The organism is Sphingomonas sp. ABOLH (genome assembly GCF_003951715.1).
GTDB classification, from domain to species: domain Bacteria; phylum Pseudomonadota; class Alphaproteobacteria; order Sphingomonadales; family Sphingomonadaceae; genus Sphingomonas; species Sphingomonas hankookensis_A.
Genome location: NZ_QQWV01000004.1, coordinates 11949 through 32673 on the forward strand (window position 1 = coordinate 11949; position 20725 = coordinate 32673).

Consider the following 20725-nt stretch of genomic DNA (forward strand, 5'->3'; position numbering starts at 1 on the left):
GATGGCGATGCAACCGCTTGCCCCGACACGCCGCGACCGCCTAAAGACCCGCGATGACCGTGAACGTCGATATGGGGACGGACCCGGCGGGCAAGACCGTTCCCCTTGATCTGGAAGAATTACTGGCCACCCGGCTGCTGGTGCAGGGCAATTCGGGGTCGGGAAAGTCGCACCTGTTGCGCCGGCTGCTCGAACGCAGCGCCGGCCATGTGCAGCAGGTGGTGATCGATCCCGAAGGTGATTTCGTGACGCTGGCCGGCGCCTACGGCCATGTCGTGATCGAGGCGGCGGACCATAGCGAGCGCGAGGTCGCCAAATTCGCGACGCGCGCGCGGGAACATCGGGCGTCGGTGGTGCTGAGCCTCGAAGGCCTCGAGGCCGAAGGGCAGATGAAGTGCGCCGCCGCGTTCCTGAACGCGCTGTTCGATGCGCCGCGCGAGCATTGGTATCCGGCGCTGGTCGTGGTCGACGAGGCGCAGTTGTTCGCGCCGGCGGGCGGCGGCGAGGTGGTTGAGGAGGTGCGACGCGCGTCGCTGTCGGCGATGACCAACCTGATGTGTCGCGGGCGCAAGCGCGGCCTGGCCGGTGTGATCGCGACGCAGCGTCTGGCGAAGCTTGCCAAGAACGTTGCAGCCGAAGCGTCGAACTTCCTGATGGGGCGGACCTTCCTCGACATCGACATGGCGCGTGCCGCCGACCTGCTGGGCATGGAGCGGCGGCAGGCCGAAGCGATTCGTGACCTGCAGCGCGGCCATTTCCTCGCGCTCGGGCCGGCGGTGTCGCGGCGGCCGTTGTCGATCAAGATCGGGCCGGTGCAGACCTCGGCGCGCAGCGGCAGCCCCAAGCTGACCCCGCTGCCGACCGCACCGGTGGCGGACATCAAGAACCTGTTGCTGGCCCCGGTCGAGGCGATGTTGCCACTGGGACCGCCGATCCGCCATGTCGCGCCGCCCGAGGCGGTGGAGGCGGCGATTGCCGCTCCTCCCCGGCCCAGCGTCGCGCCCGACCTGCCCGAACGCAGCGCGGACGAGACCGACGGTATCGTCGCAGACGTGCTGCGCGCGCTGGTGGAGGACGAGGGCGATCAGCAGCGCGCGGCGGCGGTGCTGTATCAGGATTTCGACGTGCGCTGCCGCATGGTTGGCCTGCCGCGACCGCCGCTCGACCTGCCCGCTTTCACGCGGCGGCTGGCCTGTGCGCGCGCCGGGATTTATGACGCACCGGACGAGGAATGGGCGCAGGCGCTGGCGATCGCGGACGTGCTGCCCGACGACATGCTCGGCGCGTTCATGCTGATTGCGCGGGCGGCGCGGGAAGGGCGGCCGTGCCCGAGCGAAGCGGAGATCGCGCGGACCTATGGCACCAGCTCGCTCGGCCGGGTGAAGCGGATGCTGGCCTATATCGAGGGGCGCGACCTGATGGTGTGCCGGATCGATCTGGCGGGGAAACGCTCGATCGCGCTGCCGCATCTGGGGTGGACGACGGAGGCGGCGGAGGCGGCGTAGTCGAGACGAAACGTCACCCCAGCGCAGGCTGGGGTCTCCCGCGGTTCCTGTCCCGCGTTATCACCGGGAGATCCCAGCCTGCGCTGGGATGACGTTTGGAGCGAGAGGGATGGTCCGGTCCTAGCGTTGCCCGTACCGGTCCTTCAGCAATCGCCACGCCGCGCGTAGGCCATATGCTTCACCGCCGTTGGCCCGGCCCGGTTTGGCGGCGGCGCGCCAGGCGAAGGTGTCGAGATGCGCCCAAGCCGTGCCGGGCGTGACGAAGCGCCGCAGAAACAGCGCGGCGGTTACCGCGCCGGCCATGCCGCCGTCGGGTGCGTTGACCATGTCGGCGATGTCGGACTTGAGCAGGTCGTCATAGGCGTCCCAGAGCGGCATCTGCCACAGCGGGTCGGCTTCGGCGGTGCCGGCGGCGATCAGGTCGGCGGCTAGCGCTTCGTCATTGACGAAGGTCGCGGGCAGGTCCGGCCCCAGCGCGACGCGCGCCGCGCCGGTCAGCGTCGCGAAGTCGATCAGCAGTTCGGGTGCTCCCTCGCACGCACGGGTCAGCGCGTCGCCGAGGATGAGGCGCCCCTCCGCATCGGTATTGGTATTCTCGACCGTCAGCCCCTTGCGGCTGTTCAGCACGTCGCCGGGGCGGAAGGCGTCGCCCGAGACGCTGTTCTCGACCGCCGGAATGAGCAGGTGGAGCCGGACAGGCAGGTGGGTTTCCATCACCAGTCCGGCCAGCGCCAGCGCGTGTGCCGCGCCGCCCATGTCCTTCTTCATCAGCCGCATGCCGGACGATGGCTTGATGTCGAGGCCTCCGCTGTCGAAGCATACGCCCTTGCCGACCAGCGCGACCTTCGGGTGGGCCGGGTTGCCCCAGGTGAGTTCGATCAGGCGCGGTTCGCGGCCCTTTGCGGCGGCCTTTCCGACCGCGTGGATCATCGGATAGCCGGTTTCGAGGTCGCGACCGGCGGTGATCGTGACGGTAGCGCCATGCGCTTCGCCGAGCGCTTTCGCCTCGGCAGCGAGTTCGGCCGGGCCGAGATCGGCGGCGGCGGTGTTGACCAGATCGCGGACGCGGGCGGTCGCCGCCGCCTGTCGCAGCGCTTCGTCGATTTGCGCCGGATCGCGCGACAGCAGGATGCGGGGGGCGTCATCCTCCGCCTTCCTGTACCGGGTGAAGCGATATTGGGCGGTGGCCCAGCCGAGCTTCGCCGCGCCGGGCGTGCCGCTGGCGAGCCGGTAGTGGTCGGGGGGAAGCTGGGCGGGAAGGTGCGCGAGGCACCAGGGGGTGAGCGTCGTGGTATCGGCGACGATGGTGACGACCGACCAGTCGTCGGGCTGTTCGCCGGGCAGGGTGGCGGTCTTGCCGGGTTTCGGGGTCAGGCGCTGGGCAGCGACGGCGGCGCGGATGCGGGGCGGTTGTGCGCCACGCCAGGTGTCGAAGCCGGCGGGGTCGATCAGGTGAATGGTGCGGGCTTCCTGCCCCCGGTCGGCGGTGATCGTCGGTGTCATGGGTGGGATGTAGGACCGACCCATGGATCAGCGCAATCCTCCCCGGCACGGGGAGGGATCAGCTCGCAACGCTACGGTTCCGTGCGCGGACACGCCCCTCCACCAGCCTGCGGCTGGTCCCCCTCCCCGCGAAGCGGGGAGGATCTCAGGTCAGCGGTACGCCGTACAGGTCGTGTTCGTCGGCGTCCTCGACCTCGACCTTGATGATATCGCCCTGGGCCAGATGGCCGGCGTCGCGCAGGAACACCTCGCCGTCAATGCCGGGTGCATCGGCGGTGCTGCGACCGGTGGCGCCGCCCTCTTCGCCGACCTCGTCGATGATGACGTCTATCGTGCGGCCGATCTTGGCGGCGAGCTTGGCGGCCGAGATCGCGGCGGTCTTTTCCATGATCCGGGCGTAGCGCTCTTCCTTGACCTCTTCCGGCACCGGATCGGGCAGCGCGTTGGCGGCGGCGCCCTCGACGGGCTCGAAGCGGAAAGCGCCGACGCGGTCGAGCTGCGCTTCGTCCAGCCAGTCGAGAAGGTACTGGAAATCGGCCTCGGTCTCGCCGGGGAAGCCGACGACGAACGACGAACGGATTGCGATGTCCGGACAGACCTCACGCCAGCCGCGCAGGCGCTCCAGCACCTTGGCATCGTTGGCCGGGCGCTTCATTGCCTTCAGCACCGACGGCGAGGCGTGCTGGAAAGGAATGTCGAGATAGGGGAGCACCAGTCCTTCGGCCATCAGCGGGATCACGCTGTCGACGTGGGGGTAGGGATAGACATAGTGCAGCCGGACCCAAGGCGCGATCCGGCCCAGTTCGCGGGCGAGGTCGGTCATGTGCGGCACGACCTCGCGCCCCTTCCACGCACGCGGTTCGCGGCGGATGTCGATGCCGTAGGCCGAGGTGTCCTGGCTGATGACCAGCAGTTCCTTCGTGCCGGCGGCGACGAGCTTTTCCGCCTCGCGCAGAATCGCGTCGGGGCGGCGGCTGACCAGATCGCCGCGGATCGACGGGATGATGCAGAAGGAACAGCGGTGGTTGCAGCCCTCCGAGATCTTCAGATAGCTGTAGTGGCGCGGCGTCAGCTTCAGCCCGCTTTCGGGGACCAGATCGACGAAGGGAGACGGGATTGGTGGCGCGGCCTCGTGGACGGCGTCGACGACCTGCTCATATTGATGCGCGCCGGTGACGGCCAGCACCTGCGGGAAGCGGGCGCGGATCGTCTCCGCCTCCTGCCCCATGCAGCCGGTGACGATGACGCGGCCATTTTCGGCGATCGCCTCACCGATCGCTTCGAGCGACTCTTCCTTGGCGGAATCGAGGAAGCCGCAGGTGTTGACGAGCACGACGTCGGCGCCGGCATAGTCGGGCGACATCTGATAGCCGTCGCTGCGCAGCTTGGTCAGGATGCGTTCGCTGTCGACCAGGTTCTTGGGACAGCCGAGCGAAACCATCCCGACACGGGGGGGCGAAGGAAGACGAGTTGCCATGATCGCCGCGTCACATAGCGATTTCGGCGAAAAATGATAGGGGCAGCGGAACCTATTGCCGGAACAGGAAGAACGCGCCCCCGGCGATCAGCGTGAAGCCGATCATGTGATTGACCGTAATCTTCTGTCCGAGATAGGCGACCGAGAAGATCGCGAAGACGGTCAGGGTGATGACCTCCTGCATCCCCTTCAACTGCGCCGCCGAATAGACCTGCGACCCGATGCGGTTGGCGGGCACGGCGAGGCAATATTCGAAAAAGGCGATGCCCCAGCTGACGACGATCACGAAGAACAGGGGCGCCCCCTTGTGCTTCAGATGGCCGTACCAGGCGAAGGTCATGAAGATGTTCGACGCGATCAGCAGCAGGATCGGCCAGAGACGGGCAGCATCGGGCATTATCGGGTCACCACTTCGACGATCGTGTCGCCGGGTTGCAGGTTGCGGGCTTCGGGGCTGTCGAACCGGATCTTCCCACCTTGCCGGTAGATGCGCAGGCCGAGGCCGGTGGTGATCGCGGACAGCGGCTGCCCGACTTCGTGCGGAGCGACGGGGCGTTCGGACAGGGCGACCGCGCCGTCGATCGAGGCGAGGTCGAGCATGTAGTCGGCGATATGCGGGCCGCGGCAGGATCCGGCGAGCAGCAGGCCGGCAAAGCTGACCGGGTTGATGACGGTCGTCGCGCCGGCGGCCCGGGCAGGAGATTCATTGTCCTCCGCCTTCACAATGACGCTGATCGTCAGGTCGGGGGCGAGGTGGCGGGCGGTGAGCGTCACGAGGATCGACGTGTCGTCGCGGCCGGTCGCGACGATCAGCGCCCGTGCCTTTGCCACGCAGACGTCGTTCAGCGTCGCGTCGCGGGTGGCATCGGCCTGCAGCACGATGCAGCCGATCTTTTGCGCTTCATCGAGATGCGATTGTACCGGATCGATCACGACGATGCGGCGGGCGTCCTCGCCCCGGGCAATCAGTTCATCGACCGCTTCGGAACCGGTTTTGCCGAAGCCGGCGACGACGATGTGTCCGGAAAGTTTTTCCTGCAACAGCGCCATGCGCCAACGCTCCCAACTGCGCCGAAAGACGAACTGATAGGTCGTGCCGATGAACAGCAGCACGACGAACACCCGGATCGGCGAAACGATCAACGCATCGAAAAGTCGCGCGCGTTCGGTGACCGGTGCGATGTCGCCATAGCCGGTCGTCGTGATCGAGATCATCGTGAAATAGATGACGTCGATGAAGCTGACCGACCCGTCGTAATTGTCGCGCAGCCCCGCGCGGTCGAACCAGTGGACGCCGATGGCGATCCCGACCAGCGCCAGCACCGCGACGACCCGCCACAGGATCGAGGCCCAGACCGGCAGCGACGACGACTGGCGCAGGATCGCGCGCCGGCCGGGCGCTCTCACCGGCGCGGCAACCGGGTGAGCGGATCGACCGGGGTGCGGCCCGAACGCATCTCGAAATGGACCATCGGCCGGTCGGCAAAGCCCGAATCGCCGGACAGGGCGATCTTCTGCCCCTTCTTCACCGCCTGCCCGCGCTGGACGAGCAACTGGCTGGCATGGCCGTAGACGGTGGTCAGCCCGCCGCCGTGGCGGACGATGACCACGCCGCCCAGCCCCGGCACGCCGGTCCCCACATAGGCGACGGTGCCGTCCGCCGCTGCGCCGATGGGGGTGTCCAGCGGCACCGCGATCTTGATGCCGTCATTGCGCTCCCCGCTGGCGCCGGCGCCGAATCGCTTGAACAGCCGGCCATCGACCGGCCAGGCGAAGGTGCCGGGCGTCGTGGTCGGCGCGGCGATGGCGGCGGTCGAGGGCAGGACGCGTTTGGGCGAGGTCACCGCGACCACTGGCTTTTCGTTCGGCTTGATTGCCGGTTCGCCGCCGGTGAGGATGTCGTCGATGTCGAGCCGGAACGCGGCGGCGCGTTCGGCGGCGGAGCGCGGCAAGGCATCGCCGGGAATCAGGATGCGCTGTCCGGTACGCAGGATATAGGGTTCGGTCAGGGCATTGGCGGTGACGATCCGCGACCAGTCGACGCCGTAAGCGCGGGCGATGGCGATGCCGGTCTCGCCCTCATGCACGGTATGATAGCGGCCGCCGGGAATGGTCAGGCGCTGTCCGGCGCGGATGGTGAAGGGTGCGGGCAGGTTGTTGGCGCGGGCGATCGCTTCCGATCCGGCGCCGGTCGCGTTGGCGATACCGCGCAGCGTATCGCCGGGCCGGACGACGTAGCTGCTTTCGGCGATGCTGTGGGCATTGGCGACGACGCGACGTGCCTCCCAGGCCGGCGGCGGGGAGGGAAGTGCGGTGACGCCGTCGCCTTCCGGCTTGGTCGCAGGCGGGGTGCCGGGCGCGGCGACCGGCGGCGCCTGTGGCAGGGCCGGGGCAGGATCGTAGCCGGGCGAGGCAGGGATGCACCCGCTGGCCAGGCCCATGACAATCAGCGCCGCCGCGCTCCGCGTTCCGACCTTCATCGCCAACCCCTTGCCCGTCATCCCCGACGCGACCTTAACCATGGCCGCCGCAGCGGGAAAGCCGTCAGCGTGCGGGCGCCAGAACGTCCTGCCCGACATAGCGGCGCAGCACGTCGGGCACGACGACCGATCCGTCGGCCTGCTGGTAGTTCTCCAGCACCGCGACCAGCGTCCGCCCGACCGCAAGGCCCGAACCGTTGAGGGTATGGACGAAGCGGGTCGCCTTCTCCCCCTCCGGGCGATAGCGTGCGTTCATGCGGCGCGCCTGGAAGTCGGTGCAGGTCGAGCAGCTCGAAATTTCGCGATAGCGCTGCTGGCCGGGCAGCCAGACTTCGAGGTCGTAGGTGCGTGCGGCCGAGAAGCCCATGTCGCCGGTGCACAGCTTCATGCGGCGGAACGGAAGGACGAGACGGTTGAGGATATCCTCGGCCGCCTGGGTCATGCGTTCATGTTCCGCGTCCGACTGCTCCGGCGTGGTGATCGATACCATTTCCGCCTTTTCGAACTGGTGCTGGCGGATGAAGCCGCGCGTGTCGCGTCCCGCGGCACCAGCTTCCGAACGGAAGCACATGGTCAGCGCGGTGAAGCGCAGCGGCAGCTCGCGCTCGGCGAGGATGTCGCCTGCGACGATATTGGTCAGCGACACTTCGGCGGTCGGGATCAGCCAATGTTCTTCCGTCGTCCGGAACAGGTCCTCGGCGAATTTGGGCAGCTGTCCTGTGCCATAGAGCGCGTCGCTACGCACCAGCACCGGCGGCACGACCTCCTCATAGCCATGGATGCCGGTCAGCGTGTCGAGCATGAACTGGCCGAGCGCACGGTGCAGCTTGGCTGCCGCGCCGCGCACCAGCGTGAAGCGCGCGCCCGACAGCTTGACCCCGGTTTCGAAATCGAGGCCGATGGCCGGGCCGATCGCGTCATGCTCGGCAGGATCGAAGCCGAAGGCAGTCGGATCGCCTACGGTCTTTTCGACGACGTTATCGTCCTCGTCCGCGCCCTGGGGCACATCGGCGAGCGGCAGGTTGGGGACGATCGAGAGAACGCCGCGCAGTTCGCTGGCGAGCGACGCCTCCTCCAGCTCGGCCGCGAGCATCCGATCCTTCAGCGTGGCGACTTCGGCCATCAGCATTGCGGCAGTGTCCTCGTCCCGCTTCGCCTTGGCTGCCCCGATCGCCTTCGATGCTTCGTTGCGGCGCGCCTGAGCGGTCTGGATCTCGGTCTGAAGCGCGCGGCGGCGCTCGTCGAGCGCCACGATCTCGGCCGATCGCGGGTCGAGACCCCGGCGGGCAAGGGCGGCGTCGAAGGCGGCGGGATCGTCGCGGATCAGGCGGATATCGTGCATGGCGGGGCTATGGCGAGGCCAGCCGAGCCATGCAAGCCGCAACCGCCCCGCCCATCGGCGCGTTCATTCGCCCGGACAGCCATAAGGAGATGGACGATGCGGATACCCCATGACGCCTGCATATTGGTCGCGGACGGGCGCAAGATGCTGTTCTTTCGCAACGAAGGCGATGCGGACATGCCGAACCTGATCGTCGAGGATCAGAAGCTGCAGGCCAATCCCGCCGACCGCCACCAGAAGACCGATGCGGCGGGTCAGGCGTCGTCGACCACCGGCGGCACGATGGGGGAGGTCGATTTCCATCAGCAGGCCGAGGACCGGTTCGCGGCGGAAGCGGCCGAGCTGCTGCGCAAGCGTGCGCTGGCGAACGAGTTCGAATCGCTGATCATCGTCGCCCCGCCCAAGACGCTGGGCGAGATGCGCAAACATTATCACAAGGCGGTCAGCGACAAGCTGGCCGGCGAACTCGACAAGGACCTGACCGGCCATCCGGTCGACCAGATCGAGAAGCTGCTCGCCAACGCCTGATGCCGAAAGGCCGGAACGGAAAACGGGCCGCGCGGGGGTTCCACGCGGCCCGTTTTGTCGTGCAATCGACCGGGATCAGGCGGCGTCGCTGGCCACCTTGCGCGCGAACCGCTTGCGCAGGACCAGCGCCGCGGCGGCGCCACCGAATAGCAGCAGCATCGGCGGGGCCGGCACCGGCGTCGGGGGCTTGTCCGGCGGCGGGGGCGGCGGATAGCCGTTGGAGGACGACGAGGTGGACGAGCTGGTCGCCGAGGATGTCGAGGCGGACGATGCCGACGACGTGCTGGTGGATACGTTGCCGCTCGACGAGGTGGAGGTCGACGTCGAGACGTTGCCGCTCGAGGAGGTCGAGGTCGACACGTTCCCGCTCGACGAGGTGGACGTCGACACATTGCCGCTCGACGACGACGAGACATTGCCGCTGGACGAGCTGGACACGTTTCCGCTGCTGCCGCCCGACGCGGACGACGTGCTGCTGGTGCTCGACACGCCGCCGGTGCTGGTCGATGACCCACCGGCCGAGGTCGAGGTGGAGCCGCTCGTGCTGGAGGTCGACGATACGACGATCCCGCTCGACCCGCCCGAACCGCCGCCGCCGAAGAAGCCGCCCGCGAAGAAGCCGCCGCCGATCCCGCCGCCGCCGGTGCCGCCGACCAGTACCGGGCCGGGGGCGAAGCCGCCGCCCTGCATGACCGGCATGTCGGGGCTGGCAAAGGCGGGGGGCAGCGGCACGGGATCGGCTTGGCTGGCGACGGTCACGACGGTCGGTGCGCACACGGTCTTGGTCCGGGTGACGATGCGCTTCACGACTCGCTTGGGGGCCGGGCGCGCCGCGACTCGCTTCGTGATGACGCGTTTGGTGATGGCGCGCTTCGTGATCTCACGATGTTGCGACGATTCGGCGACGTGCACCGCGCCGCCGCCGATGACGGCACCGCCACAGGCACATGCGCATAATTTCGCCAATGCCATCTTTACCGACATGCAGCACCACTCTTCCCAAAGAACCCCGACTACGTGCCCGAGAGCATCGCGCGGGTCCGTCCTGCATCACCAAGGCGAAAGAAACCGTAAAGTTCAAGCCAATGTGACCTATTCCCGCGGTCATATTTCTGAAATGCGCGCTACGCCAGCACTTCGCTACGGTTAACGTACCGTAAAGGGACGACGAGTCACACCGGTACGATACGGACCCGTCGGCGATGCGACGGGAACAATGTCCCATGTTCCGCAACGCTTGTGGAGCCGCCCCCCGCTCGATATAGGCGCGCGGGACAAGAGAGGGCGACCCCGCGGGCTTCGTAGAGGGACGCCCCTGGGTGGAGAATGGGGATGGCCACGGTTTTGAGCGACACGAAACAACCTCTCGACATGCCACCGCCGCCGGCGAACGACGATGGCACCGGATATCGTCCCCATGCGGACGAACCGTTCATGAACCCCCGTCAGCAGGCCTATTTCCGGGCCAAACTGCTGGCATGGAAGGACGCAATCCACCGCGAGGCGCAGGACACGCTGGCGCATCTGCAGAACGAATCGCTGCGCGAGGCCGACCTGACCGACCGCGCATCGAGCGAGACCGACTTTTCGATCGAACTGCGCACCCGTGATCGCCAGCGCAAGCTGATCGCCAAGATCGAGGCGGCGCTGCGCCGGATCGACGATGGCGAATATGGCTATTGCGAAGTCACCGGGGAGCCGATCGCGCTGGGCCGGCTGGAAGCCCGCCCCATCGCGACGATGACGGTCGAGGCGCAGAGCCGCCACGAACGCCAGGAAAAGGTATCGCGCGAGGATTGAGCGCACGACAAGGCGCGGGGCCGGCAGGGCCCCGCGCAGGTCGTCGCGTTACAGCGCCGTCATCTCCTGCTTCACCATCAGCTTGCGCTTCTTCAGCGAGGACAGCAGCGCCTGGTCGGGGGAAGGACGCTGCGTTTCGGCGGCGATCTGACGATCGAGCGTCGCATGTTTCGCTTCGAGGGCGGTGAGGTGGGCAGACTGCATCGTTGCATCCTCCTGCTTGGCTGTTGGGGGAATGAATAGAACACAGCCGCCGACGATTGTCGCCATGCCGCGAGCGGCTTTTTCGACATGGCGTGCGAAAATGACCGACGGGCCGTTGCCAGCGGCCAAGCGCCAAGCGAGAGTGGACCGCGATGGACGAATCGGACCTTGAACAGCGTCTGGGGCTGCTGCGGATCGAGCATCGCGACCTCGACGATGCGATCGCGGCGCTGGGCATGGCGGCGCAGGTCGACCAGTTGCAAATCGCCCGGCTGAAGCGGCGTAAGCTGCGCCTGCGCGACGAGATCGCGGCGATCGAGGACCAGCTGATCCCCGACATCATCGCCTGAACCGCCCGGTTGGTTCGTTCAGGGACGGTCGCGCGTCATCGGGCGCTTGTCGTCCGGCGGCAGGGCGTGGCATCCAGCGGATCATGGGACCAGCCGGACACGGGGCGGACGTTCAACGCCGACTGATCGATTCGCTGTACGTCGAAGCCATGCTGCTGGCCGACGAGGCGCGATCCTATTTCAACGATGCCGGACAGGCGGAACGCGCGCTGCTCGACCCGATGGCGCGGGTGGTGCTGTCGTGCGAATCGCTCAAGATCACGACGCGGCTGATGCACGTCATCGCGTGGCTGCTGACCCAGCGCGCGATCGATGCGGGCGAGATGGCGCCGGACCTGGCCGAGGATCCGCTGCGCGCGCTGGCCACGTCGCCGGTGACCGAGGACGAGGTGCTGGAGACGATGCCGGCGGGGACGCAGGTGCTGATCCGCGCCAGCCTCGACCTGTATCGCCGGGCGGAACGGATCGAGCGGTCGAAGACCAGCCCGCCGCCGGCCAGCCCGGCGCGGGCGATGTTCGAACGGCTGGCGATGCAGCTATAGCGCCAGCCGGGTGCGGGCGGCGCGATATTCCTCCGCCATGCGCGCGATACGGTCGGCGGCGGGCAGGACGGCATCGACCGCACCGATGCCCTGGCCCGCGCCCCAGATGTCCTTCCAAGCCTTTGCGCCGGACCCGAAATTCATCTTCGAGGCGTCGCTGTCGGGCAGGGCGTCGGGATCGAGGCCGGCGGCGACGATCGAGGCGCGAAGATAATTGCCGTGCACCCCGGTGAAGAGGTTGCTGTAGACGATATCGTCCGCCCGGCCGTCGACCACCGCCTGCTTGTAGGCGGCGACGGCATTGGCTTCGGCGGTGGCGATGAAGGGGGAGCCGACATAGGCGAGGTCGGCGCCCGCCGCTTGGGCCGCGAGCACCGCGCCGCCATTGGCGATCGCGCCCGACAGCGCCAGCGGGCCGTCGAACCACTGGCGAACCTCCTGCGTGAAGGCGAAGGGGTTCAGGCGGCCGGCATGGCCGCCGGCGCCGGTGCAGACGAGGATCAGGCCATCGGCGCCCTTTTCCACCGCCTTGTGGGCGAAGCGGTCGTCGATGACGTCGTGCAGCGTGATCCCGCCCCAGCCCTGGACGGCGGTGTTCAGGTCCTCGCGCGCGCCGAGCGAGGTGATGACGATCGGCACCTTCCATTTGGCGCAGGTCGTCAGGTCCGCCTCCAGCCGGTCGTTGGAGCGGTGAACGATCTGGTTGACCGCGAAGGGCGCGGCGGGGCGGTCCGGGTTGGCGCGGTCGTGGGCGGCCAGTTCCTCTGTAATGCGGTGGAGCCATTCGTCGAGCTGCGCCTGCGGCCGGGCGTTCAGCGCCGGGAAGGAGCCGACGATCCCGGCCTTGCACTGGGCGATGACCAGATCGGGGCCGGAGATGATGAACAGCGGCGACCCGATGACCGGGATCGTCAGCCTGTCGAAGAGAGAAGGAAGCGCCATATGAGTTTCATAGCGCAACCGTAATCACTGTCCAGCGGCGAAAGTTGGCGAAGGTTACGGTACGTCGAAGTTTATAACGACCAGATTTCGTTGTTCTGCAATGACTTGCAGGGCAACTTCGGCGTGGAAGTCGACACTTGTGGTTCAATCGGTGCGTCGAGCGGTGCCGGGCAATGTCAAAGAGCCGGAACAGCATGCATGTTTCGGCCAAGTAGGAAAGTCAGCCGGTCACGACCTGATAGAGCAGCACCAAGTTGAGCACGATCACCGCCGCGCAGATGACCCATGCGGCCAGCGCCAGTACCGGGCGGTTGGCGAAGTCGCCCATCTTGCCCCGGTCGCCGGTGAAGCGGACCAGCGGATAGACGGCGAAGGGCAGCTGGAGGCTCAGCACGACCTGGCTGGCGATCAGCAGCTGCGCCGTGCCGCTTTCGCCATAAAGGCTGGCGACGATGACGGCGGGGACGATCGCGATCAGCCGGGTGACGATCCGGCGAATCCACGCCGGCAGGCGAATGTTGAGGAACCCCTCCATCACGATCTGTCCGGCGAGCGTCCCGGTGATGGTCGAGTTCTGGCCCGAGGCGAGCAGCGCGACCGCGAACAGGATGCTGGCGGCACCGGCACCCAGCATCGGGGTCAGTAGCTGATAGGCGTCCTGGATTTCGGCGACGTCGGTGCGGCCCGCGGTGTGGAAGGTCGCAGCGGCGAGGATCAGGATCGATCCGTTGATGAACAGCGCGAGCATCAGCGCGACCGAGCTGTCAATCGTCGCCAGCTTCACCGCCTCGCGTCGACCCTCCGGCGTCCGGTCGAAGCTGCGCGTCTGCACGATCGAGGAGTGCAGATAGAGGTTGTGCGGCATCACGGTCGCGCCGAGAATGCCGATCGCGATGTAGAGCATCGCCGGATTGGTCACGATCTCGGTTCGCGGGATCAGCCCGTCGGCGATCGCGGCGAGCGAGGGTTGCGCGAGGAACAGTTCCACCGCGAAGCAGCCGGCGATGATGATGAGCAGCGCGACGATGAACGCTTCCAGCTTGCGAAAGCCATATTGCTGGAGCAGCAGGATCAGCATCACGTCGACGGCGGTGATGCACACGCCCCAGACGAGCGGGATACCGAAGAGCAGTTGCAGCGCGATGGCGGTGCCGATGACCTCCGCAAGGTCGCAGGCGATGATCGCCAGCTCGCACAGCACCCACAGGACCCAGCGGATCGGCGAAGGATAATATTCGCGGCACGCCTGGGCGAGGTCGAGGCCGGTGACGATGCCGAGCTTGGCCGACAGCGATTGCAGCACCATCGCCATGATGTTCGACAGCAGGATGACCGACAACAGCGTATAGCCGAACGCCGAACCGCCGGCGATGTCGGTCGCCCAGTTGCCCGGGTCCATATAGCCGACCGCGACGAGATAGCCGGGGCCGGCAAAGGCACCGAGCTTGCGCCAGAACTGCCCGGCGCCGGCTGGAACCGGCACGGTGCGGAACGAACCCGGCAGGCTGGGGCGCCGCTCGGGAGCGTCTGCGCTGGTCGGAGGGGCCATGCGATACGCTCCCGAAATCAGACGTTAGACGGCGTTGCTGGTCTTCAGCGCGCCATTGACCCCCGCCGGGAAGAAGCCGCCGGCCGAGACCGAGGCGCGGGTCAGGTAATGGATGTTGAGCACCTGTGCCGGCAGGCGGCTGAAGGTCAGCGCGCTGCCGTCGGTCGGCACGATGTTCGACGCGTTGTTGACCGGCTTCACCCCCTGATCGGTGTCGTTGGCACCTTCGAGGTCGTCGCGGGCCTTCGACAGGGCTTCGGTCGCATCGAGGATCGCCGGGGTGGCGATGCCCTTGCGATACAGCGCAGCGCGGATCAGGCCGGCATGATAGGCCTTGGCCGAGACCATGCCCGCGATCGCGTCGATGAACGCCGCGCCGGTCACGCCGGCGGTGATGCCGCGATAGGCGGTGACGGCGACGTCGGCGAACACGAACGCGCCGAGCATGACCTGTTCGTCGGTGGCATAGACGTCATAGGTCGCCGCCGTACCGGTGATGAGCCCCGCCGTGCGGGCGAGGTTCGAGAAAGCGCTGGTCGCGGTGACGCCGAGGTCGATCGCCGGCTGGGCGATGACCGGGGTCCCGATCGTGCGGCGCAGCAGCGCGACCTGTGCCCGGGTGTCGGCGGCGATTTCGCGCGCAAACTGGCCGAGGACGGGATCGGCGAACACGCGCTGGCGCCCGCCGCTGGCGGCCCCGGCGGTGCCGGCCCCGGTCAACAGGTCGGCGGACAGGCCGGCGCCGGTCGTGACGACGCTGAAATACTGCGCCTCGAGATAGGCGAGGTTCAGCGCGAAGTTCAGCACATCGGCGTCGGTCAGCGGCGTCGAGGACGGCGTCGGCGTGGGCGACGTCGTCGCGGTCGGCGTGGGGGTGGGCGTAGGGGCCGGGTTGCTGTTGTTCCCGCCACAGGCGGCGAGCAGCGACGCGCCGGCCACCACGGCCGACACGCTGCCCGCGCTGCGCAGGAAGTCGCGGCGATCGGCGCGGCGGCTATCGTTGGTGTCGAGCACCGACAGGATCGATTCGTTGGTCATCTGGGTCGCTCCCGAAAGGCTCAGTTCGCCGCGCTGGACTTGATGGCGCCGTTGACGCCGGCGGGGAAGAATCCGCCCGTCGTGACGGCGTTCCGGTTCAGATAGGCGATGTTGAGCACCTGTCCGGTGGTGCGGCCATAGGGGAGGCCGGTGGTGGAATCGAACGGCATGATGTTCGACTGGTCGCCGATCGGGCGCACGCCCTGATCGATGTCGCTGGCGCCGTCGAGATCGTCGCGCGCCTTCGAGATCGCTTCGGTCGAATCGATCAGCGTCGGGGTGGTCAGCCCGCGCATGTACAGTGCCGAGCGGATCATCGCCGCGTGATAGGATTCGGCGGCGAGGATGCCCGACGCCGCCTGACGGATCAGCGCGTTGGCGATGCCGCCCATCGCGCCGCGATAGGCGGTGACGCCGACATCCTCGAACAGGAAGGCGGCGAGCAGGAAATTGTCGTCATTCTCATAGGGATCGAACGTCGCGCCCTGACCGATCAGGCCGGCGGCACGCGCGGCGTTCGAAAAGGCGCTGGTCGCGGTCGCGCTGATGTCGATGTTCGGCATCGCGATCGCCCCGGTGCCCAGCGCGTTGCGCAGGAATTCGACGTGCGCCACTTCGTCCTGTGCGATTTCGCGGGCATAGTTGGCGACGATCGGGTCGCTCAGATTGGCCTTCTTGCCGCCGGTCACGGTCCCGGCGGTGCCGGTGCCGGTCAGCAGCGTGGCAGCCAGGCCGGTGCCATTGGCGGCGAAGGCATAGAATTGCGCTTCGAGATATTCGAGGTTCAGCGCGAAGTTCAGCACGTCGAGGTCGGTGAAACCGCTGCTGTTCGTTGCGGTCGGCGTCGGGGTCGGCGTCGGCGTGCCGCTGGGCGTCGGGGTGGGCGAGTTGTCGTCGTTGCCGCCGCACGAGGTCAGCGCGAGGCCGGTGCCGACCGCCGCCACCGCGCCAAAGGCACGGAAGAAGTCCCGGCGTTCCTCGCGTCGGCGCACCCGCGCGTCGAGGGCTGCAACCATCTGTGTCTCGTCGGTCATCTACCGGTTCCCTTAAACCCTGGCGGCCCCGTTCCGTGGATGACGGAACGACCCGGACCTCTCCTTCGATGATATGCGGGTCAGGCCGACCGACATATCGCTGTAGCGTGCTGTATTGGCTGTCGTGCCGCGATGCTACCCCCCAGCGACCGGCGGAGGCGCGATCGATTCCCGCAGGATCAGGCGGTGTTCGTGGGCGATGGTCGCCGGGACCGGCGTGCCGGACAGCTGATCGAGCAGCAGCGACGTCGCGCTGACCGCCATGTCGAACACCGGCTGGCGCATGGTGGTGATGCGCGGCCAGGTGATGCGGGCGATTTCCGAATCATCGAACCCGACGATCGACAGGTCGCGCGGCACGTCGATGCCGAGTTCGCGCGCGGCCATCAGCGCGCCGACCGCCATGTCGTCGTTCTGGGCAAGGATCGCGGTCGGCCGGTCGGGCCGGTCGAGCAGGGTCCGCGCGGCGGCAAAGCCCGAATCGAAGGTGAACAGGCCGTCGATGACCCGCGTCGGATCGATCTGCGCGCCAGCGGCGGCGAAGGCGTCGGCATAGCCGGTCATGCGCGCGCTGCTGGCGGCATGGGTCGGATCGCCCTTGATGATGCCGATGCGGCGATGGCCCTGCGCCAGGACGGCGCCGGCGACTTCGGCCGCGGCGACCACGTCGTCGACGACGACGCCCGGCACGATATCGTCGAACTGGGTCGGCGAGATGCGGGCGAAGGGCATGCCGATCCCGACCAGTTCGTCGAGGATGCGGCGGCTGTCGGATGCCGGCGGGGCGAGCACCACGCCGTCGATCGCGGCCGAGCGCAGCAGGCCGACGACCTCGTCCGCATGGTCGTTGACCGAACGCACCGGCAGCACGACCAGCCGGTAGCGTTCGCCGCGCAACCGGTCGAGCACGCCCATCTGCAGGTCGACGCCATAGCTGGGCGAGGGATTTTCATAGACCAGCCCGATCAGGTAGGAGCGTTGCCGCGCCAGCCCCTGCGCCATGATGTTGGGGTGATAGTCGAGCACGCGCACCGCTTCGCGCACCCGGTCGCGCACCGCATCGGTGACGTGCGGTTCGCCGTTCAGCACGCGGGACACGGTTTTCGTCGATACCGCCGCATGGCGCGCGACATCGACGATGGTGATGCGCCGGGACGGGCGCGATCGCGGGGATTTCATGGGCGCCATCTTCCTCCACGCCGCCGCGCGCATGTCAACCTTCGCAGGTGCGAAGATGACGCGATCTTCATGTGCCGCCCATCCGCCGGACGCCCGGCATGGCGCAGGGTGGCGGCGAAGGAGGTGGCGATGGACGCGATCGGGCGCAGGTCGGGAATGCCGGTACGCGGGATCGCGCTGAGCGGTCTGGTCGCCCTTGCCCTGGTCGGACCCAGCGTCCTTGCCAGCGGGCGGAGCGCAGTGACGGCCGGCGGCGCGACGCTGTCCGTTACCCAGGCGCCGGACGGGTTGATCGTCACCAGCCTGGAGACTGGTGGCGCCTCTGCACAAGCGGGGCTGCGCGTCGGCGATGTGATCGACCGGGTCGACGGATCGGGCGCGCCGACGCCGGACATGCTGCTGCGTGCGGAGGGCGACGGCGTCGCGCGCCTGCATGTCGCGGCAAGGGGTGACGGCGTGGGCCGCACGCTGATATGGCGGCGACCAACGGAGGGCCAAGGTGAAGATCCTGATCGTCGAGGACGATGAACAAACCGCCAGCTATATCGCCAAGGGGCTGACCGAGGCCGGGTTCAACGTCGATCGCGCCACCAACGGGCGCGACGGGCTGTTCCATGCCATTGACGGCGGCTACGACTGTATCGTCATGGACCGGATGCTGCCGCAGATGGACGGCATGGCGGCGGTCGCGGCGATGCGGGCCGCCGGGGTCGCTACGCCGGTGCTGATCCTGTCGGCCATGGGATCGCCCGACGACCGGGTCGCCGGGCTGACCCAGGGGGCCGACGACTATCTGACCAAGCCGTTCGTGTTCGCCGAACTGCTCGCCCGCGTCCGGCTGCTGACCCGGCGGCAACAGGCGGGCGGGCCGGCGGTCGAGACGAAGCTCGTCTGCGACGATCTGGAGATGGATCTGCTTGCCCGGCGGGTGCGGCGGGGGACGCGGGTCATCGACCTGCAACCGCGCGAGTTCCGGCTGCTCGAATATCTGCTGCGCCATGCCGGGCAGGTGGTGACCCGCACCATGTTGCTGGAGGGCGTGTGGGACTATCATTTCGATCCGGGCAGCAACGTGACCGACGTGCATATCAGCCGGCTGCGGCGCAAGATCGACGAGGGTGAGGAACGCCGGCTGCTGCATACGGTGCGCGGGTCGGGCTATAAGCTGGGAGCCGACGCCTGATCCGGTGGAGCCGGTCGGCGACGCTGCGCTTTGCCGCGCTGGTGTTCGCGTTGCAGATTGCCGGGTCGGCGGTCGTGCTGTTGACGGTCCGGTCGATTACCGAAAAGCAGCTGACCGCCAATGCCACCGACGAGGCGGGGCGATTGCGCGCGACGCTGCTGGACGGATGGGCGTCGGGCGGGGTCGACCGGCTGGTGCGCGTCGCCGAGGCGCGGCTGGACCGGAGCGACCGGCCGCAATCGGTCGTGCTGGTGATCGGGCGCGACGGGCGGGTGCTGGCGGGCAATGTGGCGGCATGGCCCCCGAATGTCGTGATCGGACCGCCATCGACCATCGAAATCTTTCGCGTGGCGCGCAGCCAGCCGGAGGCGATGCGGGTGATCGGCACCGTCCTGCCCGATGGGACGCGGCTGCTGACCGGCCATGTGATCGAGGGCGAGCTGGCGTTCGTCGGCGCGATGGAGGCGGCGATGGTCGCGGCGATGGTCGTCGCGCTGCTGCTGGCCGCCCTGGCCGGATGGGCGGCGGCGCGGCTGATCGCGGCGCGGCTCGGGCGGACGGCACAGACGGTGGCGGCGGTGACGGCGGGCGATCTGGCGCAGCGGGTCGCGCTGGACGGGGGCAACGACGCGTTCGAGGCGCTGGGCCGGTCGGTCAATGCGATGCTCGACCGGATCGCGATGCTGGTCGGCGAGCTGAAGCTGGCGACCGATGGGCTGGCGCATGACCTGCGCTCCCCGCTGACCCGGCTGCGCGCGACGCTGGAACGCGCGCTGGCGGCGGCGGAGAGCGAGGAGGGGCGGGTCGCGGTGCTGCGGGCGATGGATGAGGGCGACCGGTTGCTCGGGATGCTCGACACCGCGCTGCGCATCACGCGGGCGGAGGCGGGCATCGGGCGGGAGGCGTTCCAGCCGGTCGACCTGTCCGCGCTGGTCGCCGATGTCGCCGACATGTTCGAACCGCTGGCCGAGGACCGCGGGCTGGCGATCCGCGTCGTGGATGGCGGCGGTGTGACCGTTCCCGCCAATCGCGAAATGATCGGACAGGCGGTGGCAAATATGGTCGATAACGCATTGAAATATGGCGCTGGTGTTATCCGGGTCGGCGTCGAGCAGGCGGAGGGCAGCGTGGCGATCATCGTTGCCGACGATGGTCCGGGTATCCCACCCGACCGGCGCGACGATGCGCTGCGGCGCTTCGGGCGACTGGATGCGGCGCGGACCGAAAGCGGGGCGGGCCTGGGCCTGTCGTTGGTTGCGGCGGTCGCGCATCTGCATGGCGGCACGCTGGAGCTGGGCGACAATGCGCCGGGGCTGGTCGCGCGGATGACGATCGCCGTGTAGGGTCAGGCGAGGCGGTGCGGGGTCGGGTCGCCGCGTTCGGCGACCAGTTGTCGATGGGCGATGGTCAGGCAGTCGCGATAGGACGCGGTCACGGAGTCGATTTCGGTGCCGGCAAGTTGCGTGACATGGGCGAGGGCGGCGTCTTCCGCCATGGTGGCCACCAGCGAGGCAGCGACGGTTTCGTCGAGGCCGAGGCGTGACAGCAGCATGCGGGTGGCCCGGACCCGCATGCGAAATTCGAAGTCGAGCAGGCGCGCGGTTTCATGCTCCGCCTTCTTGCGCATCGCCCGGCCCAGATCGAATACCATGAGCTATCAGCTAGGATGCCGGGAGGACTCGGGCAAGGTGGCGGTCGATGCTCCAAGGGGCTGCCTTTGCCGTGCCGTATTTCGCGGGAACATTCCTTGACCGGAAGGAGACGGGCGATGTGGGCGTTGCTTCTGTTGATGCAGGCGGGCACCGAACCGCCCGCGCGGATCGACCTGACGCCGCTGTCGCCCGAACCGAAATGCGGCAAGGCGGAAGACGACGGCGAGATCGTCGTGTGCGGCGAGCGCGACAGCCGCCGCTATCGCCTGAATGCCCCGCCCGCTGCGGCGGAAGAGCCGATGCGGGCGGAAGTGCGGATTGGTGACGCCAAGGCCGCGGTCGAGGGTGAGAGCGCGGCGCTGGGCAGCGGGATCACGATCCCACGACTGATGGTGCGGCTGAAGATTCCCTTCTGAC

General features: G+C 68.1%; 23 protein-coding genes. 10 read left to right on the plus strand and 13 right to left on the minus strand.

What is annotated here, in order from left to right:
• The first annotated feature begins 53 nt into the window (after window positions 1–53).
• Window positions 54–1505: an ATP-binding protein gene (locus CA237_RS02890; RefSeq protein WP_066687679.1), complete on the plus strand. Its 1452-nt coding sequence runs from the start codon at window positions 54–56 to the stop codon at window positions 1503–1505.
• 120 nt (window positions 1506–1625) lie between these two features.
• On the opposite strand, the gene CA237_RS02895 is transcribed toward CA237_RS02890, so the two are convergent.
• From CA237_RS02895 to serS, 6 genes are all read right to left on the minus strand, one after another.
• Window positions 1626–3008, minus strand: a complete 1383-nt coding sequence (locus tag CA237_RS02895) for a leucyl aminopeptidase family protein (protein ID WP_066687681.1) — start codon at window positions 3006–3008, stop codon at window positions 1626–1628.
• Between the two features lie 145 nt (window positions 3009–3153).
• Window positions 3154–4485, minus strand: coding sequence for a 30S ribosomal protein S12 methylthiotransferase RimO (rimO, locus tag CA237_RS02900; RefSeq protein ID WP_066687684.1), 1332 nt, complete (start codon window positions 4483–4485; stop codon window positions 3154–3156).
• A 52-nt stretch (window positions 4486–4537) separates the two neighbouring features.
• Entirely contained in the window at window positions 4538–4882 is a 345-nt protein-coding gene (locus CA237_RS02905) for a DMT family protein (RefSeq protein ID WP_066687686.1), read from the minus strand.
• Window positions 4882–5892, minus strand: coding sequence for a potassium channel family protein (locus tag CA237_RS02910; RefSeq protein ID WP_066687688.1), 1011 nt, complete (start codon window positions 5890–5892; stop codon window positions 4882–4884). Before CA237_RS02910 ends, CA237_RS02905 begins: the two co-directional genes overlap by 1 nt.
• Window positions 5889–6965 carry a M23 family metallopeptidase gene (locus CA237_RS02915; protein WP_206432939.1) on the minus strand — a complete coding sequence of 359 codons (1077 nt, stop codon included), beginning with the start codon at window positions 6963–6965 and terminating at the stop codon, window positions 5889–5891. The genes CA237_RS02910 and CA237_RS02915 overlap by 4 nt, the downstream gene beginning before the upstream one ends.
• A 64-nt stretch (window positions 6966–7029) precedes the next feature.
• Complete coding sequence (serS, locus tag CA237_RS02920; RefSeq protein WP_066687690.1) at window positions 7030–8307, minus strand: serine--tRNA ligase; 1278 nt, start codon at window positions 8305–8307, stop codon at window positions 7030–7032.
• 96 nt (window positions 8308–8403) lie between these two features.
• Here serS and CA237_RS02925 point away from each other — a divergent pair, with 96 nt between their 5' ends.
• From CA237_RS02925 to dksA, 3 genes are all read left to right on the plus strand, one after another.
• Window positions 8404–8835, plus strand: a complete 432-nt coding sequence (locus CA237_RS02925) for a host attachment family protein (RefSeq protein WP_066687697.1) — start codon at window positions 8404–8406, stop codon at window positions 8833–8835.
• A gap of 232 nt (window positions 8836–9067) precedes the next feature.
• Window positions 9068–9985, plus strand: a complete 918-nt coding sequence (locus CA237_RS19965) for a hypothetical protein (RefSeq protein ID WP_232307832.1) — start codon at window positions 9068–9070, stop codon at window positions 9983–9985.
• Between the two features lie 182 nt (window positions 9986–10167).
• Entirely contained in the window at window positions 10168–10635 is a 468-nt protein-coding gene (gene dksA, locus CA237_RS02935) for an RNA polymerase-binding protein DksA (RefSeq protein WP_055756271.1), read from the plus strand.
• A gap of 48 nt (window positions 10636–10683) precedes the next feature.
• On the opposite strand, the gene CA237_RS20185 is transcribed toward dksA, so the two are convergent.
• Window positions 10684–10968, minus strand: coding sequence for a YdcH family protein (locus tag CA237_RS20185; RefSeq protein ID WP_332307259.1), 285 nt, complete (start codon window positions 10966–10968; stop codon window positions 10684–10686).
• A 23-nt stretch (window positions 10969–10991) separates the two neighbouring features.
• On the opposite strand from CA237_RS20185, the gene CA237_RS02945 reads away from it, so the two are divergent.
• Both CA237_RS02945 and CA237_RS02950 read left to right on the plus strand, forming a co-directional pair.
• Window positions 10992–11189: a DUF465 domain-containing protein gene (locus CA237_RS02945; protein ID WP_066687702.1), complete on the plus strand. Its 198-nt coding sequence runs from the start codon at window positions 10992–10994 to the stop codon at window positions 11187–11189.
• A gap of 83 nt (window positions 11190–11272) precedes the next feature.
• A complete protein-coding gene (locus CA237_RS02950) occupies window positions 11273–11731 on the plus strand; it encodes a DUF1465 family protein (RefSeq protein ID WP_084401225.1) in 459 nt (152 codons plus the stop codon).
• Here CA237_RS02950 and CA237_RS02955 read toward each other — a convergent pair.
• From CA237_RS02955 to CA237_RS02975, 5 genes are all read right to left on the minus strand, one after another.
• On the minus strand, window positions 11726–12673 hold the full coding sequence (locus CA237_RS02955; RefSeq protein ID WP_066687712.1) for a nitronate monooxygenase family protein: 948 nt from the start codon (window positions 12671–12673) through the stop codon (window positions 11726–11728). The genes CA237_RS02950 and CA237_RS02955 overlap by 6 nt on opposite strands.
• Before the next feature lie 220 nt (window positions 12674–12893).
• A complete protein-coding gene (locus CA237_RS02960) occupies window positions 12894–14222 on the minus strand; it encodes an Nramp family divalent metal transporter (RefSeq protein WP_126012711.1) in 1329 nt (442 codons plus the stop codon).
• 24 nt (window positions 14223–14246) lie between these two features.
• Window positions 14247–15260, minus strand: a complete 1014-nt coding sequence (locus tag CA237_RS02965) for a ferritin-like domain-containing protein (RefSeq protein ID WP_126012714.1) — start codon at window positions 15258–15260, stop codon at window positions 14247–14249.
• A 20-nt stretch (window positions 15261–15280) separates the two neighbouring features.
• Entirely contained in the window at window positions 15281–16294 is a 1014-nt protein-coding gene (locus tag CA237_RS02970) for a ferritin-like domain-containing protein (protein ID WP_126012717.1), read from the minus strand.
• 135 nt (window positions 16295–16429) lie between these two features.
• Window positions 16430–17473 (minus strand): LacI family DNA-binding transcriptional regulator, encoded by a 1044-nt coding sequence (locus CA237_RS02975; RefSeq protein ID WP_126012720.1) that lies wholly within the window; start codon window positions 17471–17473, stop codon window positions 16430–16432.
• Window positions 17474–17542: 69 nt separating this feature from the next.
• Here CA237_RS02975 and CA237_RS02980 point away from each other — a divergent pair, with 69 nt between their 5' ends.
• From CA237_RS02980 to CA237_RS02990, 3 genes are read left to right on the plus strand one after another with little or no spacing between them, the layout of a single operon-like run.
• The gene (locus tag CA237_RS02980) at window positions 17543–18001 is read left to right on the plus strand and encodes a PDZ domain-containing protein (protein WP_126012723.1); all 459 of its coding nucleotides are present in this window, start codon (window positions 17543–17545) and stop codon (window positions 17999–18001) included.
• On the plus strand, window positions 17973–18656 hold the full coding sequence (locus tag CA237_RS02985; protein ID WP_066687725.1) for a response regulator transcription factor: 684 nt from the start codon (window positions 17973–17975) through the stop codon (window positions 18654–18656). The genes CA237_RS02980 and CA237_RS02985 overlap by 29 nt, the downstream gene beginning before the upstream one ends.
• Before the next feature lie 41 nt (window positions 18657–18697).
• Window positions 18698–19999: an ATP-binding protein gene (locus tag CA237_RS02990; RefSeq protein WP_232307834.1), complete on the plus strand. Its 1302-nt coding sequence runs from the start codon at window positions 18698–18700 to the stop codon at window positions 19997–19999.
• 2 nt (window positions 20000–20001) lie between these two features.
• Here CA237_RS02990 and CA237_RS02995 read toward each other — a convergent pair whose 3' ends face one another.
• The gene (locus CA237_RS02995) at window positions 20002–20307 is read right to left on the minus strand and encodes a hypothetical protein (protein WP_066687729.1); all 306 of its coding nucleotides are present in this window, start codon (window positions 20305–20307) and stop codon (window positions 20002–20004) included.
• Between the two features lie 117 nt (window positions 20308–20424).
• Between CA237_RS02995 and CA237_RS03000 the strand changes: the two genes are divergently transcribed.
• A complete protein-coding gene (locus tag CA237_RS03000) occupies window positions 20425–20724 on the plus strand; it encodes a hypothetical protein (protein ID WP_066687732.1) in 300 nt (99 codons plus the stop codon).
• Window position 20725: the final 1 nt, after the last annotated feature.

Coding starts and splice junctions, on each gene's coding strand:
- CA237_RS02890 (WP_066687679.1), top strand. CDS start 54: ATGACCGTGAACGTCGATATGGGGACGGACCCGGCGGGCAAGACCGTT.
- CA237_RS02895 (WP_066687681.1), bottom strand. CDS start 3,008: ATGACACCGACGATCACCGCCGACCGGGGGCAGGAAGCCCGCACCATT.
- rimO (WP_066687684.1), bottom strand. CDS start 4,485: ATGGCAACTCGTCTTCCTTCGCCCCCCCGTGTCGGGATGGTTTCGCTC.
- CA237_RS02905 (WP_066687686.1), bottom strand. CDS start 4,882: ATGCCCGATGCTGCCCGTCTCTGGCCGATCCTGCTGCTGATCGCGTCG.
- CA237_RS02915 (WP_206432939.1), bottom strand. CDS start 6,965: ATGAAGGTCGGAACGCGGAGCGCGGCGGCGCTGATTGTCATGGGCCTG.
- serS (WP_066687690.1), bottom strand. CDS start 8,307: ATGCACGATATCCGCCTGATCCGCGACGATCCCGCCGCCTTCGACGCC.
- CA237_RS02925 (WP_066687697.1), top strand. CDS start 8,404: ATGCGGATACCCCATGACGCCTGCATATTGGTCGCGGACGGGCGCAAG.
- dksA (WP_055756271.1), top strand. CDS start 10,168: ATGGCCACGGTTTTGAGCGACACGAAACAACCTCTCGACATGCCACCG.
- CA237_RS02945 (WP_066687702.1), top strand. CDS start 10,992: ATGGACGAATCGGACCTTGAACAGCGTCTGGGGCTGCTGCGGATCGAG.
- CA237_RS02950 (WP_084401225.1), top strand. CDS start 11,273: ATGGGACCAGCCGGACACGGGGCGGACGTTCAACGCCGACTGATCGAT.
- CA237_RS02955 (WP_066687712.1), bottom strand. CDS start 12,673: ATGGCGCTTCCTTCTCTCTTCGACAGGCTGACGATCCCGGTCATCGGG.
- CA237_RS02960 (WP_126012711.1), bottom strand. CDS start 14,222: ATGGCCCCTCCGACCAGCGCAGACGCTCCCGAGCGGCGCCCCAGCCTG.
- CA237_RS02965 (WP_126012714.1), bottom strand. CDS start 15,260: ATGACCAACGAATCGATCCTGTCGGTGCTCGACACCAACGATAGCCGC.
- CA237_RS02970 (WP_126012717.1), bottom strand. CDS start 16,294: ATGACCGACGAGACACAGATGGTTGCAGCCCTCGACGCGCGGGTGCGC.
- CA237_RS02975 (WP_126012720.1), bottom strand. CDS start 17,473: ATGAAATCCCCGCGATCGCGCCCGTCCCGGCGCATCACCATCGTCGAT.
- CA237_RS02980 (WP_126012723.1), top strand. CDS start 17,543: ATGTGCCGCCCATCCGCCGGACGCCCGGCATGGCGCAGGGTGGCGGCG.
- CA237_RS02995 (WP_066687729.1), bottom strand. CDS start 20,307: ATGGTATTCGATCTGGGCCGGGCGATGCGCAAGAAGGCGGAGCATGAA.
- CA237_RS03000 (WP_066687732.1), top strand. CDS start 20,425: ATGTGGGCGTTGCTTCTGTTGATGCAGGCGGGCACCGAACCGCCCGCG.